Origin of the sequence: Pseudodesulfovibrio sp. 5S69 (genome assembly GCF_037094465.1) — a bacterium.
GTDB classification, from domain to species: Bacteria; Desulfobacterota; Desulfovibrionia; order Desulfovibrionales; family Desulfovibrionaceae; genus Pseudodesulfovibrio; species Pseudodesulfovibrio methanolicus.
The window spans coordinates 246,700-266,554 of the sequence record NZ_CP146609.1 but is presented as its reverse complement, the minus strand read 5'-3'; the positions used below and the strand labels follow the sequence as shown (position 1 = coordinate 266,554).

16 protein-coding genes are annotated in these 19,855 nt (G+C 64.9%); 3 read left to right on the top strand and 13 right to left on the bottom strand.

Features of this window, described 5'->3' with window-relative positions; all coding sequences use genetic code 11:
* Nucleotide 1: 1 nt before the first annotated feature.
* Complete coding sequence (locus V8V93_RS01255; protein WP_338668553.1) at nt 2-2,500, top strand: DUF7483 domain-containing protein; 2,499 nt, start codon at nt 2-4, stop codon at nt 2,498-2,500.
* Between the two features lie 11 nt (nt 2,501-2,511).
* The gene (locus tag V8V93_RS01250) at nt 2,512-2,943 is read left to right on the top strand and encodes a tail fiber assembly protein (protein ID WP_338668552.1); all 432 of its coding nucleotides are present in this window, start codon (nt 2,512-2,514) and stop codon (nt 2,941-2,943) included.
* Nucleotides 2,944-3,080: 137 nt separating this feature from the next.
* Here the strand turns inward: V8V93_RS01250 and V8V93_RS01245 are convergent, their stop codons facing one another.
* The 7 genes from V8V93_RS01245 to V8V93_RS01215 all read right to left on the bottom strand — a co-directional run bounded on the left by V8V93_RS01245 (nt 3,081) and on the right by V8V93_RS01215 (nt 9,873).
* Nucleotides 3,081-3,593, bottom strand: a complete 513-nt coding sequence (locus tag V8V93_RS01245; protein ID WP_338668551.1) for a cupin domain-containing protein — start codon at nt 3,591-3,593, stop codon at nt 3,081-3,083.
* Nucleotides 3,594-3,602: 9 nt separating this feature from the next.
* Nucleotides 3,603-3,812: a SlyX family protein gene (locus tag V8V93_RS01240; protein WP_338668550.1), complete on the bottom strand. Its 210-nt coding sequence runs from the start codon at nt 3,810-3,812 to the stop codon at nt 3,603-3,605.
* 59 nt (nt 3,813-3,871) lie between these two features.
* Nucleotides 3,872-4,756, bottom strand: a complete 885-nt coding sequence (locus tag V8V93_RS01235; protein WP_338670220.1) for a DMT family transporter — start codon at nt 4,754-4,756, stop codon at nt 3,872-3,874.
* A gap of 93 nt (nt 4,757-4,849) precedes the next feature.
* The gene (locus tag V8V93_RS01230) at nt 4,850-6,034 is read right to left on the bottom strand and encodes a THUMP domain-containing class I SAM-dependent RNA methyltransferase (RefSeq protein ID WP_338668549.1); all 1,185 of its coding nucleotides are present in this window, start codon (nt 6,032-6,034) and stop codon (nt 4,850-4,852) included.
* A gap of 19 nt (nt 6,035-6,053) precedes the next feature.
* A complete protein-coding gene (locus V8V93_RS01225) occupies nt 6,054-7,355 on the bottom strand; it encodes a hypothetical protein (protein WP_338668548.1) in 1,302 nt (433 codons plus the stop codon).
* 389 nt (nt 7,356-7,744) lie between these two features.
* On the bottom strand, nt 7,745-9,019 hold the full coding sequence (locus tag V8V93_RS01220; protein WP_338668547.1) for a Y-family DNA polymerase: 1,275 nt from the start codon (nt 9,017-9,019) through the stop codon (nt 7,745-7,747).
* 392 nt (nt 9,020-9,411) lie between these two features.
* Nucleotides 9,412-9,873, bottom strand: coding sequence for a LexA family protein (locus V8V93_RS01215; RefSeq protein ID WP_338668546.1), 462 nt, complete (start codon nt 9,871-9,873; stop codon nt 9,412-9,414).
* 232 nt (nt 9,874-10,105) lie between these two features.
* Between V8V93_RS01215 and V8V93_RS01210 the strand changes: the two genes are divergently transcribed.
* The gene (locus V8V93_RS01210) at nt 10,106-11,251 is read left to right on the top strand and encodes a TRAP transporter substrate-binding protein (RefSeq protein WP_338668545.1); all 1,146 of its coding nucleotides are present in this window, start codon (nt 10,106-10,108) and stop codon (nt 11,249-11,251) included.
* 387 nt (nt 11,252-11,638) lie between these two features.
* Here V8V93_RS01210 and V8V93_RS01205 read toward each other — a convergent pair whose 3' ends face one another.
* From V8V93_RS01205 to V8V93_RS01180, 6 genes are all read right to left on the bottom strand, one after another.
* A complete protein-coding gene (locus V8V93_RS01205) occupies nt 11,639-12,970 on the bottom strand; it encodes a sodium:solute symporter family protein (RefSeq protein ID WP_338668544.1) in 1,332 nt (443 codons plus the stop codon).
* Between the two features lie 10 nt (nt 12,971-12,980).
* A complete protein-coding gene (bioA, locus tag V8V93_RS01200; protein WP_338668543.1) occupies nt 12,981-14,969 on the bottom strand; it encodes an adenosylmethionine--8-amino-7-oxononanoate transaminase in 1,989 nt (662 codons plus the stop codon).
* A 200-nt stretch (nt 14,970-15,169) separates the two neighbouring features.
* The gene (locus tag V8V93_RS01195) at nt 15,170-16,492 is read right to left on the bottom strand and encodes a TRAP transporter large permease (protein ID WP_338668542.1); all 1,323 of its coding nucleotides are present in this window, start codon (nt 16,490-16,492) and stop codon (nt 15,170-15,172) included.
* Nucleotides 16,493-17,059 (bottom strand): TRAP transporter small permease subunit, encoded by a 567-nt coding sequence (locus V8V93_RS01190; protein WP_338668541.1) that lies wholly within the window; start codon nt 17,057-17,059, stop codon nt 16,493-16,495. It abuts the gene before it with no gap.
* A gap of 384 nt (nt 17,060-17,443) precedes the next feature.
* Nucleotides 17,444-18,493 (bottom strand): cytochrome d ubiquinol oxidase subunit II, encoded by a 1,050-nt coding sequence (gene cydB, locus V8V93_RS01185; RefSeq protein ID WP_338668540.1) that lies wholly within the window; start codon nt 18,491-18,493, stop codon nt 17,444-17,446.
* Nucleotides 18,494-18,518: 25 nt separating this feature from the next.
* Nucleotides 18,519-19,832 (bottom strand): cytochrome ubiquinol oxidase subunit I, encoded by a 1,314-nt coding sequence (locus V8V93_RS01180; protein WP_338668539.1) that lies wholly within the window; start codon nt 19,830-19,832, stop codon nt 18,519-18,521.
* Between the last annotated feature and the right edge of the window lie 23 nt (nt 19,833-19,855).

Genomic DNA, 19,855 nt, shown 5'->3' with positions numbered 1-19,855 from the left:
CGTGCTGACTCCCAAGGAAACGGGCGCGGGCGGCAACGCCCGCGCGGTGCCCATCGCCTATTCCGCCCTGTGCGAGTCCGGGTTTTCGTCATCCGGGTCCATGGCGGTTGACGCCACCATGGCCTTTTGCTGGAAGCCCACGGCTGTGGCTACCACCTATCCGCTCTGCGATCCGACGCACCATTATTTGCTGACCATTCGTAAAGTCGGAACAACTGTGACTGTCTGGAAACAGGATATTGCCCTAGGCGACTATACCACAACGGCAGCGACCTACGCCGAGTTGCTGGCCGAGGCGCTGACGCAATTTGCCGGGGCGGCAAAGGGATACTTCTCCCGACTGGTGATAGTGGAGAGCGCCCTGGACTACACGAGTTTTTACCGTCCCTCGGGCGTTGTTGGCGGACTGTGGACTGTAGCCAACCTGGGCAGCCTCAGCGTGCATACCCTGCTGGATTTCTCCGATGCCTCCAACCTTGGCAGAGATACATCCGGTACCAGTCCCAGAGGTGACCTTCTTGCGTCCGCAGTCTGGGGGGCAGATACTTGGGCAGTGGATGGGGGTACTCTCACAGGTACCGGGGGGGCTGGTGTTACGCAGTACGTCTATACGGATATGGATAGCATCCCTGTGGTTGGTACTACCTACACGCTGAGATATACCGTTGTATCCAATAGCCTCGTACCGGGAGTGAGCACCAGTGTTTTGGGTATGTCATCCTCGTCTGCCTACCCTGCCGGTGCACTGCCCTCTACCGTTGGCGACCATACGGTATACATTACCTGCGACAAAACAACGCAGGACAATGATATCAAGATGTACTTGAGCAGCCAACAGACATCGGGGCAAATAGTGATTGATAACGTGTCCGTCGAAGGTCCCAACCCCGTTAACAAGGATTGGACATTGACGGCTGCTGAACAATCCACGGACACCCCGACGAACAACATGGCCACTCTCAACCCGTTGGCGCAGTCCAACTCGGGTACGTTTAGCAACGGCTTGCGATCCTGGCAGGTGCCCAGTAACGGGTATGGATGTCATGCTTGTTTCGGTATGACAACGGGTAAATGGTACTTTGAGTCCTCGCGGGCTGGTGGTGCCGCCGGATGCGTAGGCGTCGATGATCGGGCCAACGGTATTAACAATGCCGGGTCCGTCGGGTCCGCGTATGCCTACGGGTACTACTCCGATTCAAGCTCGCACTACATATACCACAACGGGACGGTTACCAACAATCCGTTCGGGGTAGTATACTCTGCGGGTGACGTTGTTGGCGTTGTTGTGGACATGGACCTGGGTGCCCTGTGGTTCACCGTGAAGGGGGTGCCGGTGAATGGTGCGTCCTACGCGGAGATGGAGGCCGGAAATACCACCCATGCCGCCGCCACGTGGACGCCTGACCGCAGAACATACTACCCCACCTTCGGGATGTCTGGCGGCGCGGTGGAAACCGTGTACTTCGCTGCCGAGGAATTGCACAACAGCCCCCCCGCCGGGTTCCTGCCGCTGTGCGATGCGTCTTTGCCGGAACCGACGGTCCCCGACGTGTCCGAGCACGTACTTTCCGCCGTCTTCACCGCCCCGGTGGATACGCCCAAGGATATCACTGTGGGGTGGAACGCAGAAAATACGGATTGGGGCTTACGGCTCAAGAATCTATCGTCTGCCGCGAGTTGGCGGTATATCTCCACGGTGGCTGGTCTTGGCTACGTGAATAACGCAGGCGATTCTGCGGCCGGTGTTCCCAAGGTGGCATTGTCCACGCCCGTATCCGTGTCCGGGAGCACTATTACCCTCCCAGTAAACTTGCTTGTGAATGGCGACACCTATGCGGTGGAGGTCTTCCGGGTAGGTGCGGAGTCCGGTTTCAACATCGTACCCTATACCGGGACCGGCGTGGTGCGTACCGTAGCCCATGGGCTCGACCGCGCACCGTTCGCCGTGGCCGTAATGCCCAATGACACTAACGCGCATCCCTGGCCGTTCAGGACACTCTCATTGGGGCGGACAAGAGCGCTGTCTCTTTTGGCTCCAGATACGGTCGCGACGGATTCGACATTCTGGAACAATACCGCACCTACGGTCACTCTGGTGACGGTGGGAACAAACGCCGCAGTCAATGCCGTCGGCAACAAGTACCAGCTTTGGGTATGGTCGGATGCGGGGCCGTATAGGGAAATATACTACCTCGGAAGCGGGGCGTCCGGGGCTGGCGGGGTCTTCGTCAACGTGGAGGGTACGCCGGTGTCCATCGTCTTCCTCAAGGATGCGGACGGGGCGTACAACTGGCCCGTACAGTGGGGCGTGCGCTCTGAGGCCAACCCCATAAACGAATATATCTATTCTAACCTGCCCAATGCGGAGGCGTCTGAAACTGTACTCGACTTCTTGTCCAATGGTTTCAAGACGCTTGCTCTCAACGGGTACAACGTGAGCGGCCATCGACACGTTGGTGTGGCTGTTGTGCGCAATCCCAAATACCGAAACGCCTACTAAGGAGTAAAAGCATGTTCAGATATCCCGACGGAACCTTTCGGCAGTCTCCCCCCGCCAGCGTTGAATACGGCGGGTACATCCACAAGTTCGTGGACCTGACCCCGGTCCAACGCGACGAAATTGGCTACAACGAGGCCATGCCGCTCAATCGGGAACCGTATACGACCTATGAAACCGAATGGGTCAAGGGGGCGGATTTGGTTTATCGCGAATCCGCAGTAAACCAGGTGGTGGACGAAGCCGCCAGGGCGGCGGCCGAGGCCGATGCGGTCCGGGCCCGGCGCGACAAGCTGCTGGCCGACAGCGACTGGACCCAACTCGCGGATGCGCCCCTGGACGCCGAGGAAAAGACGGTGTGGGCGACCAAACGGCAGGCATGGCGCGACGTGCCGCAACAGGGTGGGTTCCCGTATAATGTGACCTGGCCGACGCCACCGGCGTAACGCACCGACAACGCATTCATTCGCCATCCCTACCTTCCCACCTCGACACGGGGCGCGTTCCTTCCGGGGGGCGCGCCCCCTTTCGGTCGGGGAAACGGATCGGGAGATGACGGCGGCTTTGCGCGGAGTGATGGGCCCTATACCGCGGTCAGGCGGATGATCTGCTCGCGGAAATCGGGGTAGCGGGCGGTCAGCTCGGCGCGGTTGCCGTGGGCGTAGTCCGCGTACTCGAAGCCGGGAGCCACGGTGCAGCCCATGAGCGCGAAGTCCGCGCCGGGCAGCAGGCGCAGTCCCTGCCAGGCATTGCGCGGGACCACGATCTGCGGGCGTTGTCCGGCCAGGACGTCGTTGCCGAACAGGAGGGTCTCGCCCGACCCGTCCGGGTGGAGCTGGAGCATCTCGCACGGGCCGCCCGCGTAGAAATGGAAGATCTCGTCGGAGATGAGCCGGTGCATGTGGGAGTAGGTGTCGGGCGTGAGCAGGTAGTAGATGGCCGTGCCGAAGGCGCGCGGCCCGGCATACCGGCCCGGCAGGATTTCGCGGGCCAGCGACTCGTCGGCCCGGTGGGTCTCCAGGAACCAGCCGCCCTCCTCGGGGTGGGGGCTCAGGCCGAGATGATCGATGATTTCCCTGGCGGTCGGTGCGGGCATGTTTCTCCCTTAGCCGTTGTAGTGGGGCGGAGGCACGTCCGCCGGTCCGGAGCTTTCGATCTCTTCGTCCAGGGCGCGGACCTTCTTGGCCAGCCGTTCCACCAGCCGCCTGAGGTCCTCGATCTGCTTCTGCTGATCGTAGAGCTGGTCGCTGAGTTTTTCCATGGTTCGGTCCTGGAGCGCGACCAGGCTTTCCAGCCGTTCTATCCTGTCGTCCATGTGGCCTCCTTGATGGGCCGAGTATGCGCCATGGGCGCCGGGTTGGCAACGGGCTCCGGTCAGGCCCGGTTGGTCAGGTACACGCCGCTGATGACCATGAACCCGCCGATGGCCAGGGAGAGGTGGATGGGCTCGTCGAGCAGCAGGAAGCCCGTGAGCACGGCAAAGGCCGGGACCATGTTGATGAAAATGCCCGCCCTGGACGCGCCGATGATGTTGATGGCCCGGTAGTACCAGTAGTAGGCCAGGGCCGTGGCCAGGAAGCCGAGGAAGACGACGCAGCCCCAGTCCACGGGCCGGACGTTGCCGAGGTCCGCGACCAGCCCCTGGGCCAGGGCGGCGGGCAGGAGCATGAGGGTGCCGGTGAAGCTCGACCAGGCCACCGAGGTCAGCGGGGGCAGGTGCTTCATGACCGCGCGCCCGCCCATGGTGTAGGCGGTCCAACTGGCCACGCAGCCGAGGATCATGAAATCGCCCCGGCTGACGCCGCCGGACAGCAGGGCCAGCGGGTCGCCGTCCGCGATGACCACGGACACGCCGACCAGGGAAATGAGCGTCCCGGCGGCGCGCAGGGGGCCGAACCTCTCCCCGCAGAACAGGGCCGAGATCACGGCGATGCACACGGGCGTGCAGGCCACGATGAGCGCGGCCCGCCCGGCCGAGATGGTCTGCAGGCCGGTGAAGAAGAAATAGCTGTAGGCAAATACCCCGGTGGCTCCCAGGAAGACCACCGGCAGAATCTGGTCGCGTTTCAGCCGGGGCAGCCGCCCCTCGGCCCGCCGGCACATGAACAGCAGGATGACCGAGGCCAGGGAGAAGCGCAGCACGGCGGCGGTCATGGGGTGCACCGACTGGGCCAGGACGCGCCCGGCCACCCAGGTGCCGCCCCACAGCATCATGCTCAGCACGAGCAGGACGTAGGTGTAGGTCAGGGATTGCTTCATGGTCGGCAGGGTATACTCGCGAACGCACGAATTATCCACCCCTCCGGCCCCGGCTTTTTCCCGATGGCTTCCATCACCTCCGGCGATGCCGGGCTATCGCGGGTCGCCGCCCTTTTTTGTCCCGGCGTAGAGCTCGTATTCCAGGAGCCGGCACTCGATCTTGGCGTTCCAGAAGACGCGCCGCCGCCGGGTGCGCAACCCCACGCATTTGGCCAGGTCCATGTTGCCGGTGAAGATGAATCCGGTCTTTCCGCCGCAGCGCTGTTTGAAGAAATCGCCGATCCCCTTGTAGACCGCCTTGAGCGATTCGATCTCGCCCAGCCTGATGCCGTATTCCGGGTTGAGCATGACCACGCCCGGCCCCTCCGGCACCTCGGTCTCGGTGAAGTCGCAGACCTGAAATTCGATGAAGTCGCCCACCCCGGCCAGTCGGGCGTTGTCCCTGGCCGCCGCGATGGCCTCGGGGTCGTGGTCCGTGGCGATGATCCTCCCCTTGATCTCCGGGACCTCCGCGTCCTCGGCCCGGCCGAGCAGGCCGTCCCACGCCTCGGGGTCGAAGCCGATCACGCGCATGAAGGCGAAATCGTCTCGCAAAAGCCCCGGCGCGCCGTTCATGGCCATGAGCGCGGCCTCGATGGGCAGGGTGCCCGAGCCGCACATGGGCGCGATGAAGTGTCCGCCCTGCCGGGCCCGTTCGGGCCAGTTCGCGGCCAGGATGCAGGCTGCGGCCAGGGTCTCCTGCATGGGTGCCTTGTGCGGCCGCTTGCGGTAGCCGCGACGGGGTAGCGGTTCGCCCGTGGTGTCCAGGTACAGGGTGGCCCGGTTCTCGCGCCAGTGCAGGAACAGGCAGACCCCGCCCGTGTCAGGGCCCGAGTCCGGCCGTGCCCCGGTCAGCTCCGTGAACCGGTCGGCCACGGCGTCCTTGACCCGCAGCCCGGCGAAGCGCGCGTCGTTGACCGTGGTGTCGCGCACCGACGCGTCCACCCGGAAATAGCCGTCCCCCGGGATGTATTCCTCCCAGGGGATGCGCTTCACCTCGCAGTACAGCTCGTCTGCGTCGAAGGCCCGGAACCGTTTCAGTTCGAAGAGCACCCGGTGCCCGGTGCGCACCCACAGGTTCAGGCGCATGCAGTCGTCCAGGGAGCCGTGGACCTCCACGCCCGCGTCCAGGGGTATGGTCCGGGCAAAGCCCAGGGCCGTGAGCTCGGCCTGAAGATATTCGGGCATGTCTCTGGGGCAGGTCACCAGGATGGGGGCCGTGTCGGAAAATTTTGTCATGATCGCACTCGGGTCCGGCCTAGAGGGGGCGCATGTCCCACTCGCGGGCCGGATCGTCTTGAGGTTGGGGCCCGGCGGGCGGCTCGGGATTGCGGCCGTCATCGGAATGGGCCGGGCCGGCCAGGCGCGCTTGCCGGGGCGCCGACAGGGCCAGGAACAGGGCAAGCCAAGCCACCGCGCCCGTGGATGGCTCGTAGAACAGCGGGGTGGACATGCCCTGGACGAACAGGGCGGCGGCCAGCCCGGCGCCCATGCGCGTTAGCCGCCGGAAGACCAGGACGAACAGCCCGGTCAGGCAGGCCGTCGGCAGGATGGCCCCCCAGCCGAGGGTGAAGCGCAGCCAGAAGGACGGCACCTGGCTCAGATGCGCGCCGAACAAAGCAGGCGAATTCGTGACCCGCTCCCAGATGGGGACCATCTCGGGCGGGAAGGCGAAGGGCAGGGCGTGGTCCAGGGGCAGCCCGGCGATCAGGGTGGACGGGGACTGCGCGAACAGGTTCATGGACTTGGCCCACAGCCAGTAGTCCACGTACCGGGCCAGGTCCGAGGGCGTGAGCGGCAGCCGGAAGGTCAGGGCCAGGGCCGCGAAACAGGCCAGGAAAACGGATATGCGCAGGATGCGCCCGCCCCGGCCGAAACAGAGGTATATCCAGGCCGCCGCGAACAGTCCGGTGCGCGACAGGGTGGCCAGGAGCCCGGCCAGGATCAGAGCCCGGTAAAGGGGCGTGCCCTGGTCCGGTTCATACAACCCGTTGTCCAGCGGCCCCGGCTTGAGCGAGGCGCACAGGCAGACGAGCAGCAGTCCGGCCAACAGGTCGGCCTGGCCGATCCAGCGCAGGGGCGGCGCGGCCCGGTAAATGAAGGCTTCCACGGCCAAATCGAGCACGCAGAGCAGGCCGAGCACCGCGCCCCACCGTTGGAAGGCCGCCCGGTCGGGCATCCCGAAGGTGATGGTCCACAACCAGCAGAAGCAGAGCATGATCACCGGCGCCAGTTCCGGCAGATAGGGCGTGAAGCGTTCCAACTGGAAGAAGATGTCCTCGTGATGCAGGATCACGATGGCCGACAGCCCGGCGAACATGGCCAGCTCCAGAAAGAAGCGGGTCCGCAGTCGCTGCCCGGACCGCCGGAACAAAATGGCGTGCACCGTGCCCAGGGCCGCCAGCGCCACCCAGGGCATGAACGGCGAACTCTCCGGGCCGGGACCGGCGAATTGCGAGAGCAGGGTCCCCAGGGGCACCGCCGCACAGGCCACGGCCAGGGGCACCGCCGCCAGCCTGGACCAGGTCCGTTTCTTGGGCTGTTCCTGTTCCATACGCACCGTCAATTACCTCTTTGGCCACGTCAGGTAAAGGCGCCTCTGCCCCCGGCAATGGGGTTTTTTCAATGATTCCGGGCCATCTTTTTTTCGGCCACCCCCCAAAATATGAGATTTTGCCTCATCAGGCACTCTAGATAATTTCTTGAAATAATTAAGACAATTCAGCGGGAGGCGTTGAGATCGGGCAACCGTCCACATATTTTGAAGATGGTGCCCGCCGTATGGAAATTGTCCTCGCGTGGCCCGTGTTGCCGGGCCCGGCCATGCGCGGACGATTCGCAGCGGCCGGGTGTCTATAAATAAGGCTGCGCCGCGCCGTCCGATCGCGCCCTTCGCATCTGCAGGGCGTGAGGACCAGCCGTCGGGCGGAGGCATTTCTCACCCAGGCCCTACTTGGCCCGCACCGTCAGTATCTCCTCCCAGACGGTGGTATACCGAGGTGAGCGCATTTCGCGTTTCATGCGCCAGTCGCGGGTGACGCCCGAGGCGGCGAAGGACACGGTGTCTCGGCCCCAGCGCTGGTTGACGCGGTCCACGGCGCGCATGAGCGGCCCGTCTCCCGGCCGATGGTCGGGCGGCAGGGCGAGCAGGCTGAGCCAGCGCCCGTGTTCGGGCTCCAGGCCCGAGAGCATGACCCCGCATTTCTTGTACTGGTAGCCCTCCTTGAAGATGCGCAGCATGCCGCTCTTGGCGGCCCGTATCAGGGTCGGGGTATGGGCGGTGGCCACGGGCAGGGGCACGGACAGGGTATTGGAATATTGGGGCTGGCCGAGCCTGAATTTGTTGGTCTGGAGGTAGACCATGATGTTCGCGGCCACGGCCCCCTGTTTGCGCAGTTTTTCGGCGGCGCGGGTGGTGTATTGGGCGGTGGCTTCGAGCATGTGGTCGAGCCGCGTGACCGGGTGGCCGAACGAGCGGGACGACACGATGGTCTTCTTGTCCGCCGGACCGGCCTGGAAGCCGTGGCAGGGGAAGCCGCGCAACTCCAGGAGCGTGTGCAGGCCGGTGACGGTCATCTTCTTCTGGACCCAGTCCCGTTTCAGCTTGCGGAATTTGAGCGCGTCGGTCACGCCCAGGGCGCGCAGCCGCTTGGCGTGGCGCGGGCCGATGCCCCAGACGTCGCCGATGTCGGTCCAGCGCAGCACCCGGTCCGGGTCCGGGCTGGCGTCAAGGTCGAACACGCCCCGGCTGCGCGGCTGTTTCTTGGCGAACCGGTTGGCCAACTTGGCCAGGGTTTTGGTCCGGCCGATGCCCACGGACACCGGGATGCCGGTCCAGGCCAGGACCGTGGCCCGCACCCGCCGCGCATACGCGTCGGCCCCGCCCGGTACGCCGCTCAGGTCGCAGAACGCCTCGTCGATGGAATAGACCTCCACCGCCGGGCAGAACCTCGACAATGTCTGCATCACCCGCGCGGACATGTCCCCGTACAACGCGTAGTTGGACGAGAACACGGCCACCCCCCGGCGTTCCATCAACGACCGGCACTTGAAATACGGCGTACCCATGGCGATCTCCATGGCCTTGGCCTCTGAGGACCGCGCGATCACACACCCGTCGTTGTTCGACAAGACCACCACCGGCCGCCCGTTCAACTCCGGCCGGAACGCCCGCTCGCACGACGCATAAAAATTGTTGCAGTCAATCAACGCATAACTGGCCATGGACGTTGCCTCCGGGCTTCAGCCGTTCGCGAGCCTTCGAGCGTTACGGATGAGGACAGCAGCGATCGGCCGGGAAGGGGAGGAAAACCCTTTGAAAAGGGTTTTCTCCCTTCCTCGGACTCCCATCCCTCCTTTTCCCAAACTTTTTATATTTGCCTTCGGCGGGGCGGGGCGCACCATTCGTCTCCCGCTTTCTCCCCAAAATGGAGCGATTCGGGTGCTTCAGCACCCGACAGCGGCTCTCTCCCCCGCGCTGGCACAAGGCTTTCGAGAGTGGGTCAGCTGTGCATTTTCTTCCGGGGGCTTTCACCGCAGCGTAGCCGTCTACGTGAGGATGGAAGCCCCCGGAAAAAATGTGCAGATGGCCCGCTATCGGAAGCCGCCCCCCGCGCCTAAACCTTATGTACTACGTGGAGGACGACGCCCCAGACCTGGAAGTCCGTCTCCTCCGAGAGCGGAATCACCCCATACTCCGGGTTCTCCGGAGCGAGCTCCAGGCCTATTGCCGTCCGCCTCAGCCTTTTCACCGTGAACTCCCCGTCCACCAAGGCAATAATGACATGGCCCGGCTTGGGGTCCAGGGAGCGGTCCACCACCAGGAGGTCACCGTGGTGGATGCCCGCGCCGATCATGGAATCCCCGGACACGCGCACGAAATAGGTCGACTCCGGACGCGCCACCAGGTGCTCGTTCAGGTCCAGCCGCTTCTCCAGATACTCCTCGGCGGGCGACGGGAACCCGGCCGGGACCGACTCCCCGGCCAGGGGCACGGCCAGTCGCGACCCGAAATCCGGCCGGGCCACCGCCCGGACCCAGCGGCCCGACGGGAGTGCCGTATGCAGACAAGAATTCATGTACTATCCTTTATTGTCAATTTATATAAAACATTTTCTGTAAATCGAGCGACAATGTCAATATTAATAAAACAAAAGTAGGTGGGGATCAAGGGCGGCAGAGGCCGGAAAATGGCGGCGGGCCGGGCCGGACGGCTTGCAATTGCTGCTGAAATCATGCACGTTTTCTTCCGCTATACCACTAGATGCGGCCCATGGACGGCCGATACAATGTTTCCATATCGGAGGAAAGATGAAGCGACGTGACTTTTTGAGCAAGGCGGCCATCGCCGGTCTTGCGGGCGGCACCGCCCTGCTGGCGGCCTGCAACGACGACACCAAGAAAGCCGAGGGCCCCAAGGCCGAGGCGGGCCAGGCCGCGGCTCCGGCCCAGGTCGGCAAGACCGTGCATTGGAAGATGGTCACCACCTGGCCGCCCAAGTACCCCATCCTGCAGACCGGCTCCGAGGACCTGGCCAAGCGGATCGAGGTCATGAGCGGCGGCCGCATGAAGATCGACGTCTACGCGGCCAACGAGTTGGTGCCCGGCCTGGGCGTGTTCGACGCCGTGTCCCAGGGCACCGTCGAGTGCGGCTCCGGCTCCCCCTACTATTGGGCGGGCAAGGACCCGGCGTGCCAGTGGTTTTCCGCCGTGCCCTTCGGCCTGAACGCCCAGGGCCTGAACTCCTGGTTCTACTCCGGCGGCGGCCTGGACCTGTGGGACGAGGTCTACGGACAGTTCAACCTGATCGGCCGCCCCATGGGCAACACCGGCGTGCAGATGGCGGGCTGGTTCAACCGCGAGATCAACTCCATCGACGATTTCAAGGGCCTCAAGATGCGCATCCCCGGCCTGGGCGGCAAGGTCATCGCCCGCGCGGGCGGTACGGTCGTGCTCCTGCCCGGCGGTGAGATCTTCACTTCGCTTGAGCGCGGCGTCATCGACGCCACCGAGTGGGTCGGCCCCATGCACGACCTGCGCATGGGCTTCTACCAGGCCGCCAAGTACTACTACACTCCGGGCTGGCACGAAGGCGGCAGTTGCCTCGACGTCATGTTCAACAGGGACAAGTTCAACGCCCTGCCCTCGGACCTCAAGGCCATCTGCGAGGCCGCCGCGGCGCAGACCAACATGCAGGCCCTGTGCGACTTCGAGGCCCAGAACGGCGCGGCCCTCAAGGAGCTGGTCGAGAAGCACCACGTCGAGGTCCGCAAGCTCTCCCCCGAGATTCTGGCCGACCTCCGCGTCCTGGCCCGCGAAGTGGTCGCCGAAGAGGCCGCCAAGTCGCCTATGGCCACCAAGGTCGCCAAGGGCTTCAACGAGTTCCAGAAGCAGTGGGGCTCCTGGGCCGACGTCTCCTCGCGCACCTACTTCGACACCATGTCCATCGGCGTGTAAGTCCGGCGCGTCGGCGCAAAAACAAGGCGCGGCTGCCCCTTCGGGTGGCCGCGCCTTTTTTTGCGCCTCGCGCCGGAGTGCCGGCTTCGGATGGCGGCGGATCTGCGTATTTTTCGAGGCAACGTCCGATCCTCACGTAGGAAGACTACGCTGCGGTCGGCCGCTCCCTCGAAAAATGCACATCTCCACCACCCTCCAAAGCCTCGGTGCGGCGAGGGGGGCGTGCGGGCGCGGAGGGCGGTGCGGGCGGCACGGCGCTGCGCTGGTGCCGCAGGGGGAGGTGTGGGCCGTGTGGGGCTTTGACTTTGATGCTGGCGGCACGGCGCTGCGCTGGTGCCGCTTGGGAGTGTGGGGTGGGGACGTTGCTGACGCAACGTCAGGGAGGGCTTAGGCTCCCTCGGCCTTGGCCGGGGTTTGTTGGGGGAGGAGGGCGGCGGCGGAGAGGGCGAGGGAGATGCCGACTCCGGCGAAGCTGAAGAGTTTGAGGCCGGTCCAGGCGGCGGCGATGCCCAGCGTACCTCCGGCGAGCATGGCCAGGAGCATGGTGCGCGGGTTGATCGCCCGTTTGCCCCAGGCCAGGATGGCCACGAACATGGGGGCAACCACGCCGCAGACGTAGATGTCGTTGGCCGCCAGGAGCAGGGACAGGATGGTGCCGCCGGATTTGGCAACCACCAGCGCGCCCAGGCCGATGCCGAGCATGAGCAGGCGGCAGCGGGCCGTGCTTTTGCCGCCGATGAGGTCGTGTTCCAGGATGGTGGCCGCGGTGATCAGGCAGGAATCGGCCGAGGAGACGATGGCCGAGAGCAGGGCGAAGAGCAGGGCGGTCCCGGCCCAGGCGGGCATGACCGAGGGCACGACCTGGGTCAGGATGGAGTCCGCGTCCGTCCCGGCCGGGGCCAGGCCGCGGGCGTACAGGCCGATGCAGACGATGAGCACGGCGGACAGGGCGATGCCGAGGCTGCCGAACAACGCCCCCCGCTTGGCCTGCCTTTCGGTGCGGGCGGAGAAGAGCCGCCCGAAGAGCATGGGGCAGACCACGTAGCTGCCGCCCACGATGAGCATGAAATAGGTCCACTTGGACAGCGGGAACACCTCGTTGGTCCACTGCAGGTCCACCGCGTCCAGGGAGATCGGTGAGGCCGTGGCCGTGTAGTACAGGGCCAGGCCGAGCCCGGCCGCGACCAGGCCGTACTGGACCACATCGCTCTTCATGATCGAGTTCTGGCCGCCGAGCAGGGTGTAGGCGGTGATGGCCGCGGCGCAGGCCACCAGCGCCGTGGAATGGTCCATGCCGGACAGGGCGGTGGCCGCCTTGGCCGCGGCGATGTACTGGGCGGCCAGGATCGAGGCCCAGGCCGGGACGATGATCAGGGCGGTCAGCCTGCGCGTGGCGGGCGAGATGAACTTCTCGGCCATGTCGGGCAGGGTGCAGACCCCGCTCCGGCGCACCTTGACCGCCAGCAGGGAGCCGAGCACGAGCAGCCCGGCCGTGCCCGAGCCGAGCCACCAGAAGGCGGGCGTTCCGGCGGAAAATGCCAGGCCGGTCATGCCGATGGTCGCCGACGCGCCCACGCAGGAGGCCACGATGGACACCCCGACCACGCCCGCGCCGCGATGCCGTCCGGCCACCGCGAAGTCCTCGAAGTCCTTGCGCTTGGCGTATTCGTATATGCCCATCCCGATGAACAGGGCGAAGTAGAGGGCGAGCAGGGTCATGGCGGTCTCCTTACAGGTGGGCGCGGGCCGTGATGGCGTCGTGCACGGCCGCGCCCAGGCGGGCCGTCTCGTCCCGGTTGATGATGTACGGCGGCATGGCGTAGATCAGTCTGCCGAAGGGCCGCAGCCACACGCCGTGGTCCACGAAAAATGCTTGCAGACCCGGCACGTTGACCGGGTTTTCCATCTCGACCACGCCGATGGCCCCGAGGACCCGGACGTCGGCCACGCCCGGCAGCTCGCGGCACGGGCCGAAGCTTTCCGCAAGCCGCTCTTCCACGGCGCGGACCCGTGCCTGCCAGTCCGTTTTTTTGAGTATGCCCAGGCTGGCCCGGGCCACGGCGCAGGCCAGGGGGTTGCCCATGAAGGTCGGGCCGTGCATGAACACGCCGCCGCCCGACGAAATGGTCCGGGCCACGTTCCCGGTGGCCAGTACGGCGGCCAGGGTCATGGTCCCGCCGGTCAGGGCCTTGCCCACGCACAGGATGTCCGGGGTCACGCCGCTCCACTCGCAGGCGAACAATTTGCCGGTCCGGCCGAACCCGGTGGCGATCTCGTCCAGGATGAGCAGCACCCCGTGCTCGTCGGCCAGGGTGCGCAACCGGCGCAGGTATTCCGGGTGGTAGAAGCGCATGCCGCCCGCCCCCTGGACGATGGGCTCCACGATGACGGCCGCGATCTCGGACTGCCGTTCGCGGAAGAGGCGTTCCGTCTCCCGAAAGCACTCGGGGTCGAACGGCTCGTGGAACGGGCAGTCCGGCACGGGCGCGAAAATCTGTTGGGGCAGGAGTCCGGAAAAAAGGTGGTGCATGCCGTTGTCCGGGTCGCACACGGACATGGCCCCGCAGGTATCGCCATGGTACCCGCCGCGCACGGTGAACAGCCTGGTGCGTCCGGTCTGTCCCTTGGCCTGCATGTATTGGAGCGCCATCTTGATGGCCGCCTCCACGCTCACCGAGCCGGAATCGGCCAGAAAGACGTGTTCCAGGCTGTCCGGGGCCATGTCCAGGAGGTCGCGGCACAACCCGATGGCCGGGTCGTGGGTCAGCCCGCCGAACATGACGTGGGGCATGCGGCCCAGTTGGGCGCGGGCGGCCCGTAGCAGCTCCGGGCGGGCGTAGCCGTGGATGGCGCACCACCAGGAGGCCATGCCGTCGACCAGCTCGCGGCCGTCGTCCAGGACAATGCGCGCGCCGTGTGCGCTGCGGACCTTGTTCACGGGCAGGGGGGCCAGGGCCGAGGTGTAGGGATGCCAGATGTGGTCCCGGTCGAAATCGAGTCCTTCGTCCACGGGCCGGGGGCGGGGCAGGCAGTCCAGGGCGCGGGCCGCGTGGGCCGTGATTTCGGCCACGGGAGCGCCGGGGGTGTAGGGGATGTCGGCCAGGATGGGCGCGCCGCCCAGCTCGGCGATGGCCATGACGTTGTCCCGGCGCAGTGCCTCGTCTTTGCCGGACGGGGCCGTGGTGTTGGTCATGATCACGCCGGCCACGTCCAGGCCGCGTCCGCGGAGAATCTCCACGGTCATGAGCGCATGGTTGACCGCGCCCAGCCTGTTGTCCGCGACCACGATGACCGGCAGGTCGAGCCGTTGCATCAGGTCGAGCATGGTCCGCCCGTTCCCCAACGGCACGGCGCAGCCGCCCGCTCCCTCCACGAGCACGGCGCCGTAGCCGCGGGCCAGGGCTTCGAGCCCGGCGGCGAGTTCGTCGACATCCAGGGTTTCACCGGCCATGGCGGCGGCCAGGTGCGGGGAGCAGGCCGGGATGAACTTGCGGCAGCACGCCTCGGGGTAGCCGTCCGGGAAGTACGGTTCGGCGAACCGGGCGTAGACCGCCGGGTCTTCGGCCATGAGGCGTCCGTCCCGCTCGGGGCAGCCCGTCTGGACCGGCTTCAGGGCCACGGCCCGGTGTCCGGCGTCCAGCAGCGCCCGCAGCAGGGCGGCGGTGGCCAGTGTTTTGCCGACGTCGGTGTCGGTGCCGGTGATGAAGTATCCGTTCATGGGAGATGGTGGTTGCGTACCGGAAAGCGGCTCCCGGCGCAGGGGCGCAACCTTACACCGCCCGGCCTCGGAGGGCAAGCCGGGCAGTAAGTGTTTAATGTAAACAGTTGTTTATATTGATGCGTGACGGGGGGAGCAGATGTCGGGGCGGATGAAAAAGCCCCTGTCCGCAGGGGACAGGGGCTCGGGTTTCGGTCCGGTTAGTCGCCGAAGACCACTGAAGGGAGCCATGTGGCCAATTCGGGGAAGATGATGACCAGGCCCATGCCGAAGAGCTGGAGCAGGACAAAGGGGATGATGCCCTTGTATATCTGCCCGGTGCGCACGTACGGCGGGGCCACGCCCTTGAGGAAGAAGAGCGAGAAGCCGAACGGCGGGGTCATGAACGAGGTCTGCAGGTTGATGGCGAACAGGATGGCGAACCACAGGGGGTTGAAGCCGAAATCGTGCATGATCGGGGCCAGCACCGGGATGTGGATGAAGGTGATCTCGATGAAGTCCAGGAAGAAGCCGATGACGAAGATGATCGTCATGACGATGAGCATCACGGTCCATTTCCCGAAGGCCAGGTGGGTGATGTAGTCGCGGATGACGTGGTCGCCGCCCAGCCCTCGGAAGACCAGGCCGAAGGCGCTCGCGCCCACCAGGATGATGAAGACCATGGAGGTCAGCACCGTGGTGGTCATCATGGTCTCGCGCAGGCGCTCGAAGGTGAACCGCCGGTTGACCATGGACAGGAGCATCGCGCCGGACGCGCCCACGGCAGCCGCCTCGGTGGGCGAGGCCACGCCCGCGAAGATGGAGCCGAGCACGCAGGTCATGAGCAGCAGCGGGGGCACCAGGGCCTTGAAGACCCGCTTCCACAGCCCGGCGGCCAGGATCTCGTTCCATTCCTCATCCGGAATGGTCGGGGCGCAGGTCTTGTTGAAGTGCGAGTAGACGATGATGTAGAGGCAGTACAGGCCGACCAGAAGCATGCCCGGGATGACCGCACCCATGAACAGGTCGCCCACGGACACGCCGATGATGTCGCCGAGCAGCACGAGCACGATGGACGGCGGGATGATCTGCCCGAGCGTGCCCGAGGCCGAGATCACGCCCGTGGCCAGTTCGGTCTGGTAGCCGCGCCGGAGCATGGTCGGCAGGGAGATGAGTCCCATGGTCACCACGGTGGCTCCGACGATACCGGTGGACGCGCCGAGCAGCATGCCCACGATGACCACGGACACGGCCAAGCCGCCGCACATGCGCCCGAAGAGCAGGGCCATGGTCTCGAGCAGGTCTTCGGCCAGTCCTGATCGTTCGAGCATGACGCCCATGAAGATGAACAGGGGCACGGCCAACAGGGTCTGGTTGGTCATGGTGCCCCAGATGCGCATGGGCAGCAGGTTGAAGAAGTCCCAGCCGAAGCGGATGATGCCGAAGACCAGGGAGGTGCCGAGCAGGGTGAAGGCCACGGGAAAGCCGATCATCAGGAGCAGGGTCAGGACCCCGAACATGATCAGGGGGAGCGCTTCCATCATCTAGGCACCCTCCCCTTTGGCCGGAACGGCCTTTTCCGTGGTGCCGGGAGCCGGTTCGTACGGCCTGCCGATGATCTCCAGAAAGGCCTTGATGCCCATGGACACGCCCTGCAGGGCGACCAGGACGAAGCCGATGAGGATGAAGGCCTTGAGCACGTAGCGGGCCGGGAGCCCGCCGGGATCGGGCGACCCCTCGTGAATGGCCAGGGACATGCTGAAGAACTTCCAGGAGGTGGCCAGCACCAGGAAGCAGCCGGGCAGCAGGAAGAAGAGCACGCCGAGAAAATTGATCCAGGCCCGGGCCTTGCGGCTGAGGCGTTGGTAGATGACGTCCACGCGCACGTGTTCGTCCTTGAGCAGGGTGTAGCCTGCGCCGAGCAGGAACATGGCTCCGAACAGGTGCCATTCCAGTTCCTGAACCGCCACGAAGGTGGTATCGAACGCGTATCGCATGATCACGTCCGTGGTCACCACCACGACCATAAGCAGGGAGATGTACCCCGCCAGTTTGCCGACCCAATCGTTGAGCCGGTCGATGCTTCGCACTAAGCCGAGCAGAATTGCCATCGGAATCCTTCCTTGAAAAACGGCGACAGGTCGCCGGATAACGAATTATATAAAAGCATTATCAGGTGGCGCTCACATGGGGCCGACCTCAATGCCATAAGGATTTGTGCAAAGAATGGTGCAACCTAGCAGAACTGCTTTGGGTTGTAAAAAAGATAGAAAGGGAGCTTGGCGGCGCAAAGGCAGGCACGGCGGGGGTTGCCGGGGGCCGGCACGGTATTTTTTCCCCCTTGTTCTACCGGATTTTCGTTACATGGCCCTTCGGGAGGGACCGGGAAAGGGGGAAAGCGGCCCGGAAACTGTTTTTCCATGAAAATACGAAAAAAAGCCCGGTCCGGCGGGATGCCGGACCGGGCGGTTTTTCAATTCGGGGAAGCCGGTCCCCTAGTATTGCAGGTCGTCCTCGCTCATGGCCGTGGCGAACCGCTTGTAGACCCAGGACTGGTAGCCGATGACCAGGGGCACGAAGATCACGGCCACCACGAGCATGATCTCCAGCGTCAGGGCGCTCGACGCGGAGTTCATGATGGTCAGGCTGTTGGCCGGATTGGGGTTGGACGGGATGATCGCCGGGAAGATCCCGACCACGCCGAACAGGGCCGTGCCGCCGATGTACAGGCCGCTGGCGGCCCAGGCCATCCAGTACTTGCCGGCGCCGAGGTAGGTGCGCATGAGCACCAGCCCGGCCACGGGCAGGAGCAGGATGACGAACAGGATCGGGTAGACCATGTAGTTGGCGAACAACTGCGTGGACATGGCGGTGTAGGCCAGGAACAGCACGGTCAGGACGACCACGCCGGGCCACAGCTTGGTGGCCACGCTCTCGGCCCGCGCCTTGAGCTCGCCGGTGGTCCGGATGCACAGCCACAGGGCCCCGTGCATCATGAAGATGGTCACGAACAGGATGCCGCCCGCGATACCGTAGGGGTTGAGCAGACCGAACAGTCCGGCCTGGGAGAACCCGGTCTCGTCCAGGGGGATGCCCTGGAAGATGTTGCCGAAGGCCACGCCCAGCAGCAGGGCGGGCAGGAACGAACAGACCGCGTGGGCGGTGTCCCAGACCTTTTTCCAGGCCGCGCTCTCCACCTTGGAGCGGAACTCGAAGGACACGCCGCGCACGATCAGGGTGAACAGGAGCAGCATGAGCGCCAGGTACAGGCCGCTGAACATCTGCGCGTAGGCGTAGGGGAAGGCGGCGAAGGTCACGCCGCCGGCCGCGATGAGCCAGACCTCGTTGCCGTCCCAGAAGGGACCGGTGGCGTTGAGGATGGCCCGTTTGTCGGTCTCGGACCGGGCCAGGAAGGGCAGCAGGGTGCCCACGCCCAGGTCGAAGCCGTCGAGGATGAAGTAGACGGCCCAGAGCACGCCCCAGAGGATGAACCAAATCATCGCCAGGTAGTAGTGCAGCGAACCGGTTTCCATCAAAGTAGTCATAGATTTTCTCCTTTATTCGCTGGGATTAGGCCTGGATGGGCGTGTTGTCCTCGGGACCCTTCTTGGCCAGCTTGACCATCAGCCAGATGCCGACGGCGCCGAGCAGGGCGTAGAGCAGGGTCATCAGCACCAGGGTGAAGCCCACCTCACCGGCTCCCACCGGGGAGACCGCGTCCGAGGTGCGCATGAGCCCGTAGACGATCCACGGCTGGCGACCCACTTCGGTCAGCGTCCAGCCCGCCCACAACGCGAAGTAGGGCAGCGGGATACAGAAGGGCAGCACCTTGAGGAGGCGAGGGTATCTGTCGATCTTGTTGCGCACCAGAAAGCCGAAGCCGGCGAGCAGGATGAACAGGGTGCCTAGGCCGACCATCAGCCGGAAGGAGAGGAAGGAAATGACCACGGGCGGGCGGTCCGCTGCGGGGAAGTCGCTCAGCCCTTTCACTTCGGCGTTGAAGTCGTTGTAGGCCAGGAAGCTCAGCATGCCCGGCAGGGGCAGGGCCTGGAGGTGGTTGCCGTTCTCGCCCGGAATGACCAGGAGATACATGGGAGCGTTTCTCTGGGTTTCCCAGTGGGATTCCATGGCCGCCAGCTTGGCGGGCTGGGTGTCGGACAGGTTGTTGCCGTGGATATGGCCCTCGGCCGCGGTGAACAGGGCGAAGACCAAGGCCACGGAGATGCCCAGGTTGAAGGATTTCCGGAAGAACTCGGTGTTGCTCTTGCGCAGCAGGTGCCACGCCGAGATGCCGACGATGAAGAACCCGGCCAGGAGCAGGGAGGCCGGGACCACGTGGAAGAATTCGAGCCAGGCGTACTTGTTGGTGATGACCGCCCAGAAGTCGGTCAGCTCGGCCCGGCCGTTGCGCAGGACGTAGCCCACGGGATTCTGCATGAAGCCGTTGGCGATGAGAATCCAGATGGCCGACAGGTTGGAGGCGCCGGCCACCAGCCAGGCGGTGATGGCGTGGGCCTTGGGCGAGAGCTTGTCCCAGCCGAAGTGCCAGACGCCGATGAAGGTGGATTCCAGGAAAAAGGCCGCCGTGGCCTCGATGGCCAGGAGCGAACCGAAGATGTCGCCCACGTACATGGAGTACCGGGACCAGTTGGTGCCGAACTGGAACTCCAGGGTGATGCCGGTGACCACGCCGAGGGCGAAGTTCACCAGGAACAGTTTACCCCAGAACTTGGCCATTTTCTTGTACACCTCGTTGCCGGTGCGTACGTAGGCCGTTTCCATGCACGCGATGAGGATCGACAACCCCAGCGTCAGCGGCACGAAAATGAAGTGGAACATGGTGGCTGCGGCGAATTGCAGCCGGGAAAGCATCAGCACATCCATACAAACCCCCTTGTGGATATTGC

What these genes read in the sequence shown, in the direction of transcription:
- V8V93_RS01215 (WP_338668546.1), bottom strand. Translation starts at nt 9,873, where the DNA reads ATGAATTCTTGTCTGCATACGGCACTCCCGTCGGGCCGCTGGGTCCGG.
- V8V93_RS01220 (WP_338668547.1), bottom strand. Translation starts at nt 9,019, where the DNA reads ATGGCCAGTTATGCGTTGATTGACTGCAACAATTTTTATGCGTCGTGC.
- V8V93_RS01190 (WP_338668541.1), bottom strand. Translation starts at nt 17,059, where the DNA reads ATGGCAATTCTGCTCGGCTTAGTGCGAAGCATCGACCGGCTCAACGAT.
- V8V93_RS01180 (WP_338668539.1), bottom strand. Translation starts at nt 19,832, where the DNA reads ATGGATGTGCTGATGCTTTCCCGGCTGCAATTCGCCGCAGCCACCATG.
- bioA (WP_338668543.1), bottom strand. Translation starts at nt 14,969, where the DNA reads ATGAACGGATACTTCATCACCGGCACCGACACCGACGTCGGCAAAACA.
- V8V93_RS01235 (WP_338670220.1), bottom strand. Translation starts at nt 4,756, where the DNA reads ATGAAGCAATCCCTGACCTACACCTACGTCCTGCTCGTGCTGAGCATG.
- V8V93_RS01210 (WP_338668545.1), top strand. Translation starts at nt 10,106, where the DNA reads ATGAAGCGACGTGACTTTTTGAGCAAGGCGGCCATCGCCGGTCTTGCG.
- cydB (WP_338668540.1), bottom strand. Translation starts at nt 18,493, where the DNA reads ATGACTACTTTGATGGAAACCGGTTCGCTGCACTACTACCTGGCGATG.
- V8V93_RS01250 (WP_338668552.1), top strand. Translation starts at nt 2,512, where the DNA reads ATGTTCAGATATCCCGACGGAACCTTTCGGCAGTCTCCCCCCGCCAGC.
- V8V93_RS01230 (WP_338668549.1), bottom strand. Translation starts at nt 6,034, where the DNA reads ATGACAAAATTTTCCGACACGGCCCCCATCCTGGTGACCTGCCCCAGA.
- V8V93_RS01240 (WP_338668550.1), bottom strand. Translation starts at nt 3,812, where the DNA reads ATGGACGACAGGATAGAACGGCTGGAAAGCCTGGTCGCGCTCCAGGAC.
- V8V93_RS01205 (WP_338668544.1), bottom strand. Translation starts at nt 12,970, where the DNA reads ATGACCCTGCTCGCCCTCTACTTCGCCCTGTTCATCGGGATGGGCATA.
- V8V93_RS01195 (WP_338668542.1), bottom strand. Translation starts at nt 16,492, where the DNA reads ATGATGGAAGCGCTCCCCCTGATCATGTTCGGGGTCCTGACCCTGCTC.
- V8V93_RS01245 (WP_338668551.1), bottom strand. Translation starts at nt 3,593, where the DNA reads ATGCCCGCACCGACCGCCAGGGAAATCATCGATCATCTCGGCCTGAGC.